The organism is Pseudomonas sp. KNUC1026 (assembly GCF_021650705.1).
GTDB lineage: Bacteria > Pseudomonadota > Gammaproteobacteria > Pseudomonadales > Pseudomonadaceae > Aquipseudomonas.
This window is the reverse complement of sequence record NZ_CP087138.1, coordinates 1,945,681-1,960,214: the sequence shown is the minus strand read 5'-3', so window position 1 is coordinate 1,960,214 and position 14,534 is coordinate 1,945,681. Positions and strand designations below refer to the sequence as shown.

At 65.6% G+C, this 14,534-nt stretch carries 12 protein-coding genes and 3 pseudogenes; 10 read left to right on the top strand and 5 right to left on the bottom strand.

Annotated elements, in window-relative coordinates; all coding sequences use genetic code 11:
• Positions 1–59: 59 nt before the first annotated feature.
• On the top strand, positions 60–1,187 hold the full coding sequence (locus LN139_RS08905; protein WP_236359582.1) for an MFS transporter: 1,128 nt from the start codon (positions 60–62) through the stop codon (positions 1,185–1,187).
• A 42-nt stretch (positions 1,188–1,229) separates the two neighbouring features.
• On the opposite strand, the pseudogene LN139_RS25565 reads toward LN139_RS08905, so the two are convergent.
• A pseudogene (locus LN139_RS25565) lies at positions 1,230–1,736 on the bottom strand (methyl-accepting chemotaxis protein); the annotation flags it as partial.
• A gap of 354 nt (positions 1,737–2,090) precedes the next feature.
• A pseudogene (locus tag LN139_RS25560) lies at positions 2,091–3,173 on the bottom strand (cache domain-containing protein); the annotation flags it as partial.
• 251 nt (positions 3,174–3,424) lie between these two features.
• On the opposite strand from LN139_RS25560, the gene LN139_RS08895 reads away from it, so the two are divergent.
• The 7 genes from LN139_RS08895 to LN139_RS08865 all read left to right on the top strand — a co-directional run bounded on the left by LN139_RS08895 (position 3,425) and on the right by LN139_RS08865 (position 10,049).
• Positions 3,425–4,213: a DeoR/GlpR family DNA-binding transcription regulator gene (locus tag LN139_RS08895; RefSeq protein ID WP_236359580.1), complete on the top strand. Its 789-nt coding sequence runs from the start codon at positions 3,425–3,427 to the stop codon at positions 4,211–4,213.
• A gap of 220 nt (positions 4,214–4,433) precedes the next feature.
• Positions 4,434–5,345, top strand: a complete 912-nt coding sequence (gene ltnD / locus LN139_RS08890) for an L-threonate dehydrogenase (RefSeq protein WP_268944874.1) — start codon at positions 4,434–4,436, stop codon at positions 5,343–5,345.
• Between the two features lie 4 nt (positions 5,346–5,349).
• A complete protein-coding gene (gene otnK, locus LN139_RS08885) occupies positions 5,350–6,645 on the top strand; it encodes a 3-oxo-tetronate kinase (RefSeq protein ID WP_236359578.1) in 1,296 nt (431 codons plus the stop codon).
• Positions 6,642–7,280, top strand: a complete 639-nt coding sequence (otnC, locus tag LN139_RS08880; RefSeq protein WP_236359577.1) for a 3-oxo-tetronate 4-phosphate decarboxylase — start codon at positions 6,642–6,644, stop codon at positions 7,278–7,280. Before otnK ends, otnC begins: the two co-directional genes overlap by 4 nt.
• 58 nt (positions 7,281–7,338) lie before the next feature.
• Positions 7,339–8,796 carry a GntT/GntP/DsdX family permease gene (locus LN139_RS08875; protein WP_236359576.1) on the top strand — a complete coding sequence of 486 codons (1,458 nt, stop codon included), beginning with the start codon at positions 7,339–7,341 and terminating at the stop codon, positions 8,794–8,796.
• A gap of 23 nt (positions 8,797–8,819) precedes the next feature.
• Entirely contained in the window at positions 8,820–9,611 is a 792-nt protein-coding gene (gene otnI / locus LN139_RS08870) for a 2-oxo-tetronate isomerase (protein ID WP_236359575.1), read from the top strand.
• A gap of 84 nt (positions 9,612–9,695) precedes the next feature.
• Positions 9,696–10,049, top strand: a complete 354-nt coding sequence (locus LN139_RS08865) for a YajD family HNH nuclease (protein ID WP_236359574.1) — start codon at positions 9,696–9,698, stop codon at positions 10,047–10,049.
• A 137-nt stretch (positions 10,050–10,186) separates the two neighbouring features.
• Here LN139_RS08865 and LN139_RS08860 read toward each other — a convergent pair whose 3' ends face one another.
• From LN139_RS08860 to LN139_RS08850, 3 genes are all read right to left on the bottom strand, one after another.
• Positions 10,187–10,582 (bottom strand): hypothetical protein, encoded by a 396-nt coding sequence (locus LN139_RS08860; protein WP_236359573.1) that lies wholly within the window; start codon positions 10,580–10,582, stop codon positions 10,187–10,189.
• A gap of 55 nt (positions 10,583–10,637) precedes the next feature.
• Entirely contained in the window at positions 10,638–11,162 is a 525-nt protein-coding gene (locus tag LN139_RS08855; protein WP_236360342.1) for a RipA family octameric membrane protein, read from the bottom strand.
• A gap of 69 nt (positions 11,163–11,231) precedes the next feature.
• Positions 11,232–12,248: a LacI family DNA-binding transcriptional regulator gene (locus tag LN139_RS08850; protein WP_236359572.1), complete on the bottom strand. Its 1,017-nt coding sequence runs from the start codon at positions 12,246–12,248 to the stop codon at positions 11,232–11,234.
• 226 nt (positions 12,249–12,474) lie between these two features.
• On the opposite strand from LN139_RS08850, the pseudogene LN139_RS08845 reads away from it, so the two are divergent.
• Together LN139_RS08845 and LN139_RS08840 are read left to right on the top strand one after the other, a co-directional pair.
• Positions 12,475–13,013, top strand: a pseudogene (locus tag LN139_RS08845) (gluconokinase).
• A 35-nt stretch (positions 13,014–13,048) separates the two neighbouring features.
• Positions 13,049–14,401, top strand: a complete 1,353-nt coding sequence (locus LN139_RS08840; protein WP_236359571.1) for a GntP family permease — start codon at positions 13,049–13,051, stop codon at positions 14,399–14,401.
• The last annotated feature ends 133 nt before the right edge of the window (positions 14,402–14,534 follow it).

Sequence of the window (14,534 nt, the reverse complement as noted above, 5' to 3'; positions counted from 1 at the left end):
CAGGCGCCGCCAGCCCTGGCGGCGCCACGCCGGGCGCGCTGAAGATCGCCCTGCTCGGGGTGCTGCAGATCCTTTCCTGGGGCGGCTCGTTCTACCTGCTCGGCGTGCTCGCCGACCCCATCGTGGCGAGCACCGGCTGGCCACGCCAGGGCGTGCTGGGCGGCGCTTCACTGGGGCTGCTGGTCGCCGGGCTGCTTGCGCCGCTGTGCGGCCGCCTGATCGCCCGCCATGGTGGGCGGGTGGTGCTGGCGGGGCACGGGTTCTTCCTCTGCGCCGGGCTGTGGCTGATGGCCCTGGCACCGTCGCTGCCGTGGTTCCTGCTGGCCTGGGTGCTGCTCGGCGCGGCGATGGCCGGCGGGCTCTACGACGCGCTGTTCACCTCGCTGGGCGCCAGCCACGGGCTGAATGCGCGGCCGATCATTGTCGGCGTCACGCTGATTTCAGGCTTTTGCACCACGCTGATCTGGCCGCTGCTGGCGGTGATGGTGCATGCCCTGGGCTGGCGCTGGACCTGCGCGGTCTATGGCGGGGTTGCGCTGCTCGCGCTCTATCCGCTCTACCGCTACGCCCTCGACGCGCCCGTCTCCGCCGCCAAAGGCACAAAAGCCACCACCGGCAACCCGCGCGCATTGCCGCCCACGCTGCACTGGGTGATGACCCTGCTGTTCGCCCTCGCCGCTGCCTTGATGACCTGCCTGACCCTGGTGCTGCTCAGCGTGCTGCAAGCCCGCGGGCACAGCCTGGCCTCGGCCATCGCGCTGGGCGCCTTGATCGGCCCCGCGCAGGTGCTGTGCCGGGTCACCGACCTGCTGCTCAAGCGCCAGGCACCGCTGTTCACTGCCCTGCTCTCCAGTGGCATGACGCTGCTCGGCCTGCTGCTGGTGGACTTCACGCCAGATCTGGTGGCGCTGGGGCTGGTGCTGTACGGCGTGGGCAATGGCCTGCGCGCCATCGTCAAGAGCACGCTGCCGCTGGTGGTGGTCAAACCTGCGGATTACGCCGTGGTGTCCGGCCGTATGGCGCAGCCAGCGTTGATCGCTCAGGCCTTGGCGCCGCTGGCGTGCGGCTATCTGATCGCTCACCTGGGCAGTGAGGCGATGATCCATCTGATGACCGCGATGGCGGCTGTGGCGTTTGGCTTGTGCCTGTGGCTGGTGCGGTTGATTCGCAGGTTTCAGGCCGCCTGAGGCACACCCGGCGCTTTCGCGCCGGCATCCCTGGAGTGACTTTCAGTACTTGAACCGCCCCACCAACCCATTGAGCTCCGCCGAAATCTCGTTCAGTTGCCGCGCCCCGCTGCTGGCCGTCTGCGCCAACCCTTCGACTTCCTGCGCGTCGGTATGGATCTGCGCAATGTGGCGGTTGATGTCTTCAGCCACTTGGTGCTGCTCTTCGGCGGCGGTCGCGATCTGGCTGTTCTGATCGCGAATGCTGTCGACTGCGTCGCGGATCTTTTCGAAGCTGCCACGCGCCTGCTGGATGCGCGATTCGCTCTGGCGTGAAATGCCCAGGCTCTGCTGCATCTGCACGGTCACTTCCTGAGTGCGGCGCGCCAGGTTGCCCAGCAGCGTGTCGATTTCACCAGTGCTGTCGGCGGTGCGCCGCGCCAAGGCCCTCACCTCGTCGGCCACCACGGCGAAACCTCGGCCCTGGTCACCTGCGCGGGCGGCTTCGATGGCGGCATTGAGCGCCAGCAGGTTGGTCTGTTCGGCGATCGAGCGAATGGTGTCGAGGATGCTGTTGATGTTCTGGCTGTCCTGCTCGAGCACCTGCATGGCCTGAGTAGCGCTTTGCAGGTTGCCGGCCAGTTGCACCACGCTGCCGGTGGCATCATCGATGTGTTGCTGGCCGCTTTGCACGTCGCGCTGGCCGGCGTCGGCGCTGGCGGCGGCGTGGCTGCAGGCGCGGGCCACTTCGTTGGAGGTGGCGACCATTTCGTTGAACGCGGTGCTCACCAGCTCCACTGCTTCGCGCTGGCGCCCGGCGGCGTCGTTCATGGCAGTGGCCACGTCACGGCTGCCGCCGGCAGCTTTCTGCAGGTCGCCGGAGGCCTGGCCGATGCTGCGCACCAGTTGCAGGATGGCGCCGAGGAACTGGTTGAACCAGCCCGCCAGCGTGGCGGTTTCGTCCTTGCCCTGCACCGTGAGGCTGCGGGTCAGGTCGCCTTCGCCCTGAGCGATCGATTGCAGGCCATCGGCAACGCCGCGAATCGGCCGCACGATCATGCCGGAGAAGCTCATGCCCACCAGGGCGAACAACACCGCCAAGGCAATAGCGATCCCGCTGATCAGCCAGGTCAGGTGGTTGGCCTTGGCCATCACTTCGTCACGCTGGATCAGGCCGATGAAGTGCCAGCCCAGCGCCTTGGAGGTGACCACGTTGGCCATGTAGGTCACGCCGTTGAGGGTCACTTCGGTGGCGCCTTCGTCCACTGCGGCGAGGGGCGCGTAATCAGGGCCCAGGTCCTTGAGCTGCTTGAAATTGTGCTTAGCGTCGCTGGGGTCGACGATCACGTTGCCGTTGGCTTCGGTGAGCATCAGGTAACCGCTCTTGCCCAGGTGAATCGCCTTGACCTGCTCGGTCAGCCCCTTGATCGACACGTCCAGCCCCACCACGCCGCGCAGCTTGCCCTGGGCATCGTTGAAGCTGCGCACGGTGCCGATCAGCACAGCGTCGTCCGGAGCCCAGTAATAGGGTGCAGTGCGCGAGGTCTGCCCGGGTGCGGCGACGGCCGCCGTGTACCAGGGACGCTTGCGCGGGTCGTAGTTCGAGAGTTTGGCGTCGTCCGGCCAACTGGCATAGGTGCCGTCTTCCACGCCCACCGACAGATAGGCAGTGCTGGGGTGGCTTTTGGCGAAGCGCTCGAACACCGCCAGCAGCGCTACGTTGTTCGGCGGCAGCGGCACGTTGGCAGCGTCGGCGCCCACATAGCTTTTCAGGTCACCGGTGGTGGTGACGAAGGGATCGCGCGCCAGGTATTCCACGTTCTGGCTGATGCCGGCAAAGAACTGCTGCATCGCGTTGTCGATCTGGCGGATCTCCCTGCCGCTGCTGTCGACGAAATCCTCGGCCGCCTGGCCGCGCAGGTTGAACACCACCAGCGCGGCAACGACCACGACGGGCACGCAGGCGATGGCAGCAAAAGCACAGGTAAGCTTCTTGCGGATATTCATAGGGCAATCCCGTAGCAATGAGCGAGAGCGGGCAGCAAGCAGGAGAGTCGTTGCGCCGTTTTTGTTGTTATGAGTGTTCAACGTGCGCCAGGCGAATGCCTGTAGCCAGCGCATCGGCGTGGCGCGAGCGAACTTTCGAAAAAACAATGGATCCCCATGCGATGCCCCCTGCTCTGGCGAACGGGCGCTTGCAAAACAACTGAAATATCCCAAACTGCCCGCGACTCAGCTTGCCTACCAGGACCTTTCTCATGCCCCGCGACGACACCTCCCCGATGATCCCCGAACAACGTCGCGAGCAGATGCTGCGGGCCTTGCGCAAACAACAGGTGCTGAGCGTGCACCAATTGATGGAGATGTTCGACTGCTCGCACATGACCATCCGCCGCGACATTGCCTTGCTGGAGGAAACCGGCCAGGCGTACTCGGTCACTGGCGGTGTGCGCATCGCCAGCCAGTTGCACAGCGAGCCGAGCCATCAGAGCAAGGCGGTGGTCGAGCTACCGCAAAAGCAGGCCATGGCACGTTGCGCTGCCAACCTCCTGCACCCGGACATGACCGTGTACCTGGACGCCGGCACCAGCACCCTGGAGATCGTGCCGTACATCAGCGCGCTGCATGGCATGACGGTAGTCACCAACGACTTCGGTGTGGTCGCGGCCCTGGCCGATGCCATTGATGTGCAGGTGATCCATACCGGCGGGCTGCTCGACCATCCCAACCGCTCCTGCGTCGGCCCACTGGCCGCGCAGACCCTGCGCCGGCTCGCCACCGACGTGGCCTTCATGAGCACCAGCAGCTGGGACCTCAAGCGCGGCACCACCACCCCCTCGGCGCCGAAGGTGGAAGTGAAGCAGGCCGCCATGCAGGCCGCCTCACGCTGCGTGCTGCTGGCCACCAGCAGCAAGTACGGCACCTTCGGTACCTACCGCATCGCCGGGCTCGATCAGTTCGACACCATCATCACCGACGCCGCCCTGGCGCCGGGCGCGGCGGAAGGCATCCGCACGCTGGGGGTGGAGTTGATGCTGGCGGAGTAAGGCTTTCACATCGCTATGTTAACTTTTGTTAATCCAGGCCGTGCGATGAACGCGCTCTGCCTCGGCGCTTCAGTGCCTCCGTCCAGCGATTGTGCCAGCCCTCACAGCCTGCATGGCCATTCACAAAAAACACTTCACATTATCCGCTCATCGGTTCACTATCCGTTAACAAATCACAACATCGCATGAGCGCCGCCCGCTGCCGCGCTCTACCGAGGAGATACGGATGAGCAACAAAAACGTCGGCGTCATTGGCCTGGGTGCCATGGGCCTGGGGATCGCCCGTTCGCTGCTGCGCAGTGGCTTCAACGTCCATGCCTGCGACGTACGCGAAAGCGTGGTGCAGGCGTTCTCCGACGAAGGTGGTGTGGGTTGCGCAAGCCCTGCGCAACTGGCGGCTGCCTGCGACGTGGTCATCACCGTGGTGGTGAACGCCGAACAGACCGAAACCGTGCTCTACGGTGACAACGGCGTGGTCGCCGCGCTCAAGCCCGGCAGCCTGGTCATCGGTTGCGCCACCGTAGCCCCGACTTTCGCCATCGAGCTGGGCAAACGCCTGGGCGAGCAAGGCATCGACTACCTCGACGCGCCGATTTCCGGTGGCGCAGCCAAGGCCGCGGCCGGGCAGATGACCATGATGACCAGCGGCCCGGCACAAGCCTACGCCAAGGGCGAAGCGGTGCTGGCAGGCATGGCCGGGCAGGTCTATCGCCTGGGCGACGCTCATGGCCTGGGTTCGAAGGTCAAGATCATCAACCAGCTGCTGGCCGGCGTGCACATCGCCGCCAGCGCCGAAGCCATGGCCCTGGGCCTGCGTGAAGGGGTCGACGCCGACGCCCTGTACGAAGTCATCACCCACAGCGCCGGCAACTCGTGGATGTTCGAGAACCGCGTGCCGCACATCCTCAACGCTGATTACACGCCGCTCTCGGCGGTGGACATCTTCGTCAAGGACCTGGGCCTGGTGCTCGATACCGCCCGCGCCAGCAAATTCCCGCTGCCGCTTTCGGCCACGGCCCACCAGATGTTCATGCAGGCCTCCACCGCAGGCTTTGGCCGCGAAGACGACTCGGCCGTGATCAAGATCTTCCCCGGCATCACCCTGCCCACCGCCAAGCCTGACAGCGAGTAAGCCCATGAGCCTTCCTGCCAAGCCCTTGCTGGGCTGCATCGCCGACGACTTCACCGGCGCCACCGACCTTGCCAACATGCTGGTGCGCGGCGGCATGCGCACCGTGCAGAGCATCGGCGTGCCTTCGGACACGGCGCTGGCCGACCTCGACGCGGACGCAGACGCCATCGTGATCGCGCTCAAGTCGCGCACGCTGCCGGCCGCCGAGGCGGTCGAGCAATCGCTGGCGGCACTTGCCTGGCTGCGTGAACGCGGCTGCGAGCAGATCTTCTTCAAGTACTGCTCCACTTTCGATTCCACCGCGCGCGGCAATATCGGCCAGGTCACCGACGCCCTGCTCGAGGCACTGGGCAGTGACTTCACCCTCGCCTGCCCGGCCTTCCCGGAAAACGGCCGCACGATTTTCCGCGGCCACCTGTTCGTGCAGGACCAACTGCTCAACGAATGCGGCATGCAGAACCACCCACTCACGCCGATGATCGACGCCAACCTGGTGCGCGTGCTGCAAGCACAAACGCCCAACAACGTCGGCCTGCTGCGCTACGACAGCGTGGCCCAGGGCGAGGCGGCAGTGCGCGAGCGTATCGCGCAACTGCGCGCGGGCGGTGTGACCATGGCCATCGCCGATGCGGTCAGCGATGCCGATCTGTATACCCTCGGCCAGGCCTGCTCCGACTTGCCATTGCTGACCGGTGGCTCGGGCCTTGCCCTGGGCCTGCCCGGCAACTTCCGCAAGGCCGGCAAGCTGCGCGACATCGACGCCGCCGAGCTGCCACTGGTGAGCGGCGGCGAAGTGGTGCTCGCTGGCAGTGCGTCGGTTGCCACCAACGGCCAGGTCGCAGCCTGGCTCGAAGACGGCCGCCCTGCCCTGCGCATCGACCCGCTGGCGCTCGCTGCCGGCGAGCCGGTGGTGCAGGAGGCGCTGAGCTTTGCTCGTGACGCCGGGCAGACCGTATTGATCTACGCCACCAGCAGCCCTGATGAAGTCAAGGCCGTGCAAGCACAATTGGGCGTGGAGCGCGCCGGCGAGCTGGTGGAAAACGCACTGGGCGAGATCGCCAAGAGCCTGTTCGATGCCGGCACACGCCGCTTCGTGGTCGCCGGCGGGGAAACCTCCGGCGCGGTGGTGCAGGCGCTGAACGTCAACCTGCTCAAAATCGGTGCACAGATTGACCCTGGCGTCCCGGCCACCGCGAGCACCGGCGCCACGCCGCTGGCCCTGGCATTGAAATCCGGCAACTTCGGTGGCCGCGACTTCTTCGCCAAAGCCCTGGCGCAGCTGGCAGGAGGTGCCCAATGAGCGCTGAAGCCAAGCAACGCGAAGAGATCTGCGACATTGGCCGGCTGCTGTTCGGCCGTGGCTACACCGTGGGCAGCGCCGGCAACATCAGCGCGCGGCTCGACGATGGCTGGCTGATCACCCCCACCGACGCCTGCCTGGGCCGCCTGGACCCTGCCGCGATCGCCAAGGTGAACCTGGCCGGGGAATGGGTCTCGGGCGACAAGCCCTCCAAAACCCTCGCTCTGCACCGCCAGGTGTATGACCGCAACCCCAGCGTCGGCGGCGTGGTGCACACCCACTCCACCCACCTGGTAGCCCTCACCCTGGCCGGCGTCTGGGCGCCGGAAGACATCCTCCCGCCCATCACGCCTTATCAGGTGATGAAGGTCGGCCACATTCCGCTGATCGCCTACGAACGACCCGGCTCGCCGAAGGTGGCCGAGCAAGTGGCGCAACTGGCCAACCAGGTACGCGGTGTGATGCTCGAACGCCTGGGCCCAGTGATCTGGGAAAGTTCGGTGGCCAAGGCCGCCTATGCCCTGGAAGAGCTCGAAGAAACCGCCCGCCTGTGGCTGATGAGCAACCCCAAGCCCGAGCCGCTGCCGGCCCAGGCGCTGGAGGAACTCGCCCAGGCCTTCGGCGCGCGCTGGTAACAGCACCCAACACCCCGGGGCGTGCGCCCCGGGCACAATAAAAAGACGGAGCACTTCCATGACCCCCATGTTGTTGATGAGCATCGCGGCGGCCGGCATCGCCGTGCTGTTGCTGCTGGTACTGCGCTACAAATTCCAGCCGTTCGTGGCGCTGATGCTGGTCAGCATCGTCGTTGCGCTGGTGGCCGGGGTAAAACCGGCCGACCTGGTGGCCACCATCGAAGGTGGCATGGGCAAAACGCTGGGCCACATCGCGATCATCATCGCCCTGGGCGCAATGATCGGCCGCATCATCGAGCTCTCCGGCGGCGCTGAGGCGCTGGCCAAATCACTGATCAAACGCTTCGGCAACCGGCGCACGCCTCTGGCGCTCACGGTCGCCGGCTTCATGGTCGGCATCCCGGTGTTCTTCGAGGTGGGCGTGATCATCTTGATGCCGCTGGCCTATGGCGTGGCCCGCGCGACGCGCAAGCCGCTGCTGGTGTTCGCCCTGCCAATGTGTGCGGCGTTGCTGGCCGTGCATGCCTTCCTGCCACCGCACCCCGGCGCCGTGGCCGCTGCCGGCCAGTTGGGCGCAGATATTGGCCGCGTGCTGCTGTTCGGCCTGCCGATCGTGGCGGTGCTGTGCCTGATCGGCTACTTCATCGCCGGGCGCATGACTCGCCGCGTCTACCCCATGACCGACGACATCCGCACCGAGGTATTCGGCCCGCACATCAGCAACGAAGACATCCAGGCCTGGGCCCGCGACGACTACTCCAAGCAGCACGCCGAGCACACCGCTCAGGGCAGTGCGCTGGATGAAAGCGCGAGCAGCCTGGCCGCCCGCTTGCCGGCCGCCCCGGCTCCAGGCGCCGGCACCATCGTTGCGCTGATCCTGCTGCCGATCGTGCTGATCCTGCTGGGCACGCTCGCCACCACCCTGCTGCCGGCCGACTCGGCGCTGCGCGGGGTGCTGACGGTACTGGGCGCGCCGCTGGTTGCACTGCTGATCGACACCCTGCTCTGCGCCTGGCTGCTGGGCGCGCGCCGTGGCTGGAGCCGCCAGCAGGTGAGCGATGTGATCGGCTCGGCGCTGCCGGGTGTGGCGATGGTGATCCTGATCGCTGGCGCCGGTGGCGTGTTCGGTAAAGTGCTGGTCGATACCGGCATTGGTGCGGTGGTCTCCGAAGCGCTGCGCAATACCGGCCTGCCGGTGCTCGCGCTGGGCTTCATCCTCACCCTGCTGCTGCGTGCCGTGCAGGGCTCGACCACCGTGGCGCTGGTGACCACCGCCGGCATTCTCGGCCCGTTGATCGCTACCCTGGGCCTGAACCCCAACCAGATGGCCCTGCTGTGCCTGGCCATGGGCGGTGGCGGGCTGGCGATGTCGCACATCAATGATGCCGGTTACTGGATGTTCACCAAATTGGCAGGCCTGAACGTCGGCGACGGGCTGCGCACCTGGACGGTGCTGGTGACTATTCTGGGGACCCTGGGCTTTCTGATCACCCTGGCCCTGTGGCCATTGGTATAAAACGCATTCAGGAGACTCCAGCGATGCCACGTTTTGCCGCCAACCTCAGCATGCTCTACCCGCAGCATGATTTTCTCGACCGTTTCGCCGCTGCGGCGGCCGACGGTTTCGACGCGGTGGAGTACCTGTTCCCCTATGACTACCCGGCCGAGGTGCTAAAGCAGCGCCTGGCCGAAAACAATCTGGTGCAGGCGCTGTTCAACGCCCCGCCCGGTGACTGGGCCGCCGGCGAACGCGGCATTGCCTCGCTGCCCGGCCGCGAAGCAGAGTTTCGGGAAGGCATTCAGCAGGCACTGGCCTATGCCGCGGTGCTGGGCAGCGAACGCATCCACGTGATGGCTGGCCTGCTGCCGAGCGAAAGCCTGCGCGCGCAGCACCAGGCGGTGTATGAAGCCAACCTCGCCTTCGCTGCTGCCGAAGCGGCCAAGGTGGGCGTAACGGTGCTGATCGAGCCGATCAATACCCGCGACATGCCGGGGTTTCTCCTCAACCGCCAGGACCAGGCTCAGGCCATCGTCAAGGCGGTCGGGGCCAGCAACCTGAAAGTGCAATTCGACTTCTACCACTGCCAGATCGTCGAAGGCGATGTGAGCAGTAAGCTGTGCCGGGATTTTGCCGGCATCGGCCACATTCAGATCGCCAGCGTACCGGAGCGCCACGAACCCAACCTGGGCGAGCTGAACTATCCCAACCTGTTCGAACTGATCGACCGGTTGGGTTACACCGGCTGGGTGGGCTGCGAGTATCGCCCAAAGGGTGACACCTGCGAAGGCCTCGCCTGGCTGCGTGAGTGGAAAGCCGCGCAACGCGGTTGAGCGTAGCCGCCACCTGGCGCCAGGCCATGGCGCCGGGTGGGCACCGGCTATACACTGCAGCCTTTGAATCGCCGCAGGTGCACCATGGCCACCGATACCTCCAAACTCGACCGCATCCTCGCCGAAAACCAACGCGAGCGTGAACGCGGCTACCGCGACAAAGCCCTGAAGATGTACCCGCACGTGTGTGGCCGTTGCGCCCGGGAATTCGCCGGCAAACGCCTGAGCGAACTGACCGTGCACCACCGCGACCACAACCACGACAACAACCCCCAGGACGGTTCGAACTGGGAGTTGCTGTGCCTGTACTGCCACGACAACGAACATGCTCGGTACACCGACCAGCAGTATTTTGGTGAGGGCTCGCTGAGCACGCCGAAGGTGGCCACTGCTACGCACAACCCGTTTGCCGGGCTGGCGGGGCTTCTGAAGAAGTGAGGTGGGCTGGATGAAGAAGCGGCACCCGTCGCACGGCGCCCGCTGCACGGCGCCCGGCAAGCCGGCCTCCCACTTCTTTAATTGCACAGGCTTTGCGCTAGTGGTGGGAGGGCGGCTTGCCGCGCGACCTGCCCCGCTCAAGCCAGCAAATCGCGGCTGTCGAGCAACGCCCAGAGAATCGGCGGCTGCTGCACCATCGCCCGCCTTACCGCCGCCGGCACCGCCTTGCAAGTCTTGCGGCATAGTCCCGGCTGAGGTTGCAGCTCGATACGCACGCCCAATGCACTGCGGACCTCGCCGGGGCCCGGTTCCACTACCAAGCGCACACCCAATTGCTCATACAGCCTTTGCTGAAGCCGCTGCAGATCCTCCAGGCTCTGCAAACCCTCCAGCCGAGCAACGAGCCGCTTCTCTTCATCACGCGTAAGCAACAGGACGCGCGTATCCGCCCCAGGCTGCTGGAGCTGTTCGCGCTCGCACACGCAGGCGCCCGGGGGGCATGGGTTACGCAAGGGCAACTCGGGGCTGTTCATGGAGCTGGATCATAGCCGGGCGCAAAAACCTTGCCCACCGCCGCACATCGCCGCCTCAATGCAACTGAGCCCACAGGCCGAACAGCCCCAGCAGCACCCAGAACACAATGAAGATCACCGGGCTGCGCAGGCTGAACTGCAAGGAGGCGCGGTAGCCCTTCTGGCTGTTCTCCCAGTCGCTGAACAACGGCGAATCGTCATAGGCGCGGCCCATCGCCGGTTCACTGGCCAGCAGGTGCCGTTGCTTGAACTGCCAATGGTCGATGATTTCGTAAGAGGCGCGAATGCCCGGCCAGGCATGCAGCGAGCTGACCATCCCCAGCAACGCCAATAACGAGGGCGCGACCATGGTGAACAGCGGCCCCCAAGAAGTATTGACGTTCGCCATGCTGGAACAGAACGCGATCACCAGAAACGACTGCGCCGTCAGGTAGGCGTTGGTGCGGTTGGAGAGCAGGCTGGACTCGAAATGGATCTCGCGCCGGTAGAACTCCAGGCGCGCGCGCGGCGTGTCGAACACGCTCGGCGATTCTTCGGGTGTCGAGGGAGACAGCGGTGGGTCGACGATGATGCGTTGCATGGTTGCCATGGCCTTGAACTGGATGCGCATTGCATCTGGCTGCACCCGGGCCTCAGGGTTCAACTGCAGTCAGCTTTCGCGCACCACCAGTTCGAAGCCCAGGTCCAGATGCGGCTGCAGATCGACCTTGCCGTCGAGCCGGTCCAGCAGTTTTTGCGCCGCATGCTGGCCGATTTCCGCACGCGGGGTGCGGATGGATGTAAGCCGCGGCACGGTGTGGGCCGAAGGCGGCAGGTCGTTGAAGCCCACCATCGACACCTGCCCTGGCACTGCGATGCCCTGGCGCTGCGCCTGGTAGATAGCGCCGTGGGCCAGGTCATCGTTACAGAAGAACAGGCCGTCCACCTCCGGGTGGCGCGCAATCAGGCCTTCGAACAGCTCGCTGCCAAGGCCGATGGATGAACGCTGCGGGCACAGCACTTCCAGGCCCGGGTCATACAGCCCCTGCTCTTGCAGCGCCAGGCGAAAGCCCTCGGCGCGGTGCAGCACGCGGCTGTCCAGTTGCGCGGCGATATACCCCAGGCGCCGTCGGCCCTGGCTCAGCAGATGTTGCGCCGCGGCTCGCCCGGCCTGCTGCTGGGAAAACCCCACACAGGCCAGAGCCGGGTCATCGGCAAGGTCCATCATGTGGACGCACGGCACCTGGCTGGCCGCAAGCATGCGCAGCGAGCCTTCGCTGCGCTCCAGGCCCGTCAGCAACATGCCCGCTGGCCGGTAGGCCAGGTAATTGCGAATCAGGTTTTCTTCTTCGCCAATGTCGTAGTGAAAATTGCCGATCAGCACCTCCAGCCCGCGCGGGTGCAGCACCCGGTGGATCGCTTCGAGCGTGTCGATGAACAGGTGGTTGGAGAGCGACGGGATCAATACCACCACCGAGGCACTGTGCCGCGAGGCCAGGGCGCGTGCCGCAGGGTTGGCGACGTAACCCAGCTCCAGCGCCGCCTGGCGTACCCGCTCGGCCAACGGCGGCGCCACGCTTGCCACCCCGCGCAAGGCACGGCTGGCGGTAATCGGTGAAACATCGGCGAGCGCTGCCACCTCATTGAGAGTGGGGCGGCCGGTGGTGCGGTTTCCAGTGACGGGCATAAGGAGGCTGATCGTGGCTCAAGTGGGGGCGATTGTACTTGCCAATCGGTTTAATTTGGTTAAGGTAGCGCTGTCTCACGCCAGCTTCCGTCAGAATTTTTCCCTATACCTGGGGTCGGAATGCATGAGCGGCCTGGACGACTGGAATAACAACCGAAGTGGTAGCGACCAAGGCGCGGTGTGTTCCCAAGCCACCGAGACAGCGCTACCCCGCCTGGAGGTACCGATGCACTCTCCCCTCAACGCGCTGGTGGTCATGGGCGTGACCGGCTGCGGCAAAAGCACCATTGGCGCCGCCATCGTCGAACGCAGCGGCGGCCGCCTGATCGAAGGCGACAGCTTTCACCCTCCTGAAAACATCGAAAAATGCGTGCCGGCACTCCCCTGACCGACGACGACCGCGCGGGTTGGCTCAAGCGCCTGGGCGAAGAAATGGCCTCGATGATCGCCCAGGGAGAGCGCCCCGTGCTGACCTGCTCGGCGCTCAAGCGTCGCTACCGCGAAACCTTGCGCGCCGCAGTGCCCGAGCTGGGCTTCGTGTTCCTCGAACTGACCCGCGAGGAATCGGCCTACCGTGTGGCGCATCGGCCCGGCCACTACATGCCTGCAAGCCTTGTGGACAGCCAGTTCGCTGCTCTGGAAGTCCCGACCGGCGAACCCAACACCCTGCCGCTGGACGCCACTGCACCGGTCTCGGAGCTGGCGGCGCAGGTCGACCGCTGGCTGCGCGAGTGCGGCGCAGTGAATCTCAAACAACCGGCCTAACCGCCACACAACAATCACAACAAGAGGCCAAGGCCATGTTCGGGCTGTCTCGCAATACCTTTCTGCTGCTCGATGCCGGCGTCACCATCGTCGGCCTGATCCTGCTCATCACCCACGCACGCATTCACCCCTTCGTCGCCCTGACCCTGGCGGCCGGCTTTCTCGGCCTGACCTCCGGCATGCCGGTGGCCAAGGTGATGCAGGCCTACCAGAACGGTTTCGGCGGCGTGTTGGGCTTTGTCGGCATCGTGCTGGCGCTGGGCACCATGCTCGGCAAGCTGATGGCCGACTCCGGCGGTGCCGACCAGATCGCCCAGACCCTGGTGCGCTGGTTCGGCGTGAAGAACGTGCACTGGGCGATGATGTTCTCCGCCTTTCTGGTGGGCATCCCGCTGTTCTTCGAGATCGGCTTCATCCTGCTGATCCCGCTGGTATTCGTGGTTGCGCGGCGTACCGGGCTGTCGCTGGTGAAAATCGGCATCCCGCTGCTGGCAGGCCTGTCGGTGGTGCATGGGCTGGTACCGCCGCACCCGGGCCCGCTGCTGGCTATCGGCGTGTTCGGTGCCGACATCGGCAAGACTATCTTCTACGGCCTGCTGGTCGGCCTGCCCACCGCGATCATCGCCGGCCCGCTGTTCGGCAACCTGATTTCGCGTTATGTGCCCAACACGCCCAACCAGGAGCTGGTAGACCAGATCGCCAAGGAGTCCGACGGCAAGAACCTCCCCAGCTTCGCCGTGACCCTGTGCACCGTGCTGTTGCCGGTGTTCCTTATGCTACTCAAGACCGCGGCCGATGTGGCCTTGCCCGCCGACCACGTCGTGCGCGCCTGGATGGACCTGATCGGCCACCCCATCACTGCCCTGCTCGCCGCCTTGCTGCTGGCGCTGTACACCTTCGGCGCCGCGCGCGGCTTCAGCCGTGACCAGGTGCTCAAGCTGCTCGACAAGAGCCTGGCGCCCACCGCAGCCATCGTGGTGATCGTCGGTGCCGGCGGCGGCTTCAAGCAGATGCTGGTCGACAGCGGCGTGGGTGATGTGATCGGCCACCTAGCGGTGCAGGCGCAGATCTCGCCGATCCTGCTGGCGTGGCTGGTGGCAGCGGTGATTCGTGTGGCCACAGGCTCCGCGACGGTTGCGACCATCACCGGCGCAGGCATCGTCGCCCCGGTCGTAACGCTGGTGCCGGACGTGAACCGCGAGCTGCTGGTGCTGGCCACCGGCGCGGGTTCGGTGATCCTGTCGCACGTGAACGACGCTGGCTTCTGGCTGGTGAAGCAGTACTTCAACATGAGCGTGGCCGACACCTTCAAGACCTGGTCGATGATGGAGACCATCCTGTCGGTGGTCGGCATCATTCTGATCATGCTGCTGTCGCTGGTGGTCTGACCCTTCCTCCCCGCTACACAGCGCCGGCCAACCCCGGCCGGCGCTGATAACCCTCGCTTATCAGCCCATCCGATCAAACGATTGGAACGGCACACCCCTGGTTGTCGATGATCGCCGTGCTGCGCGCTGGCTG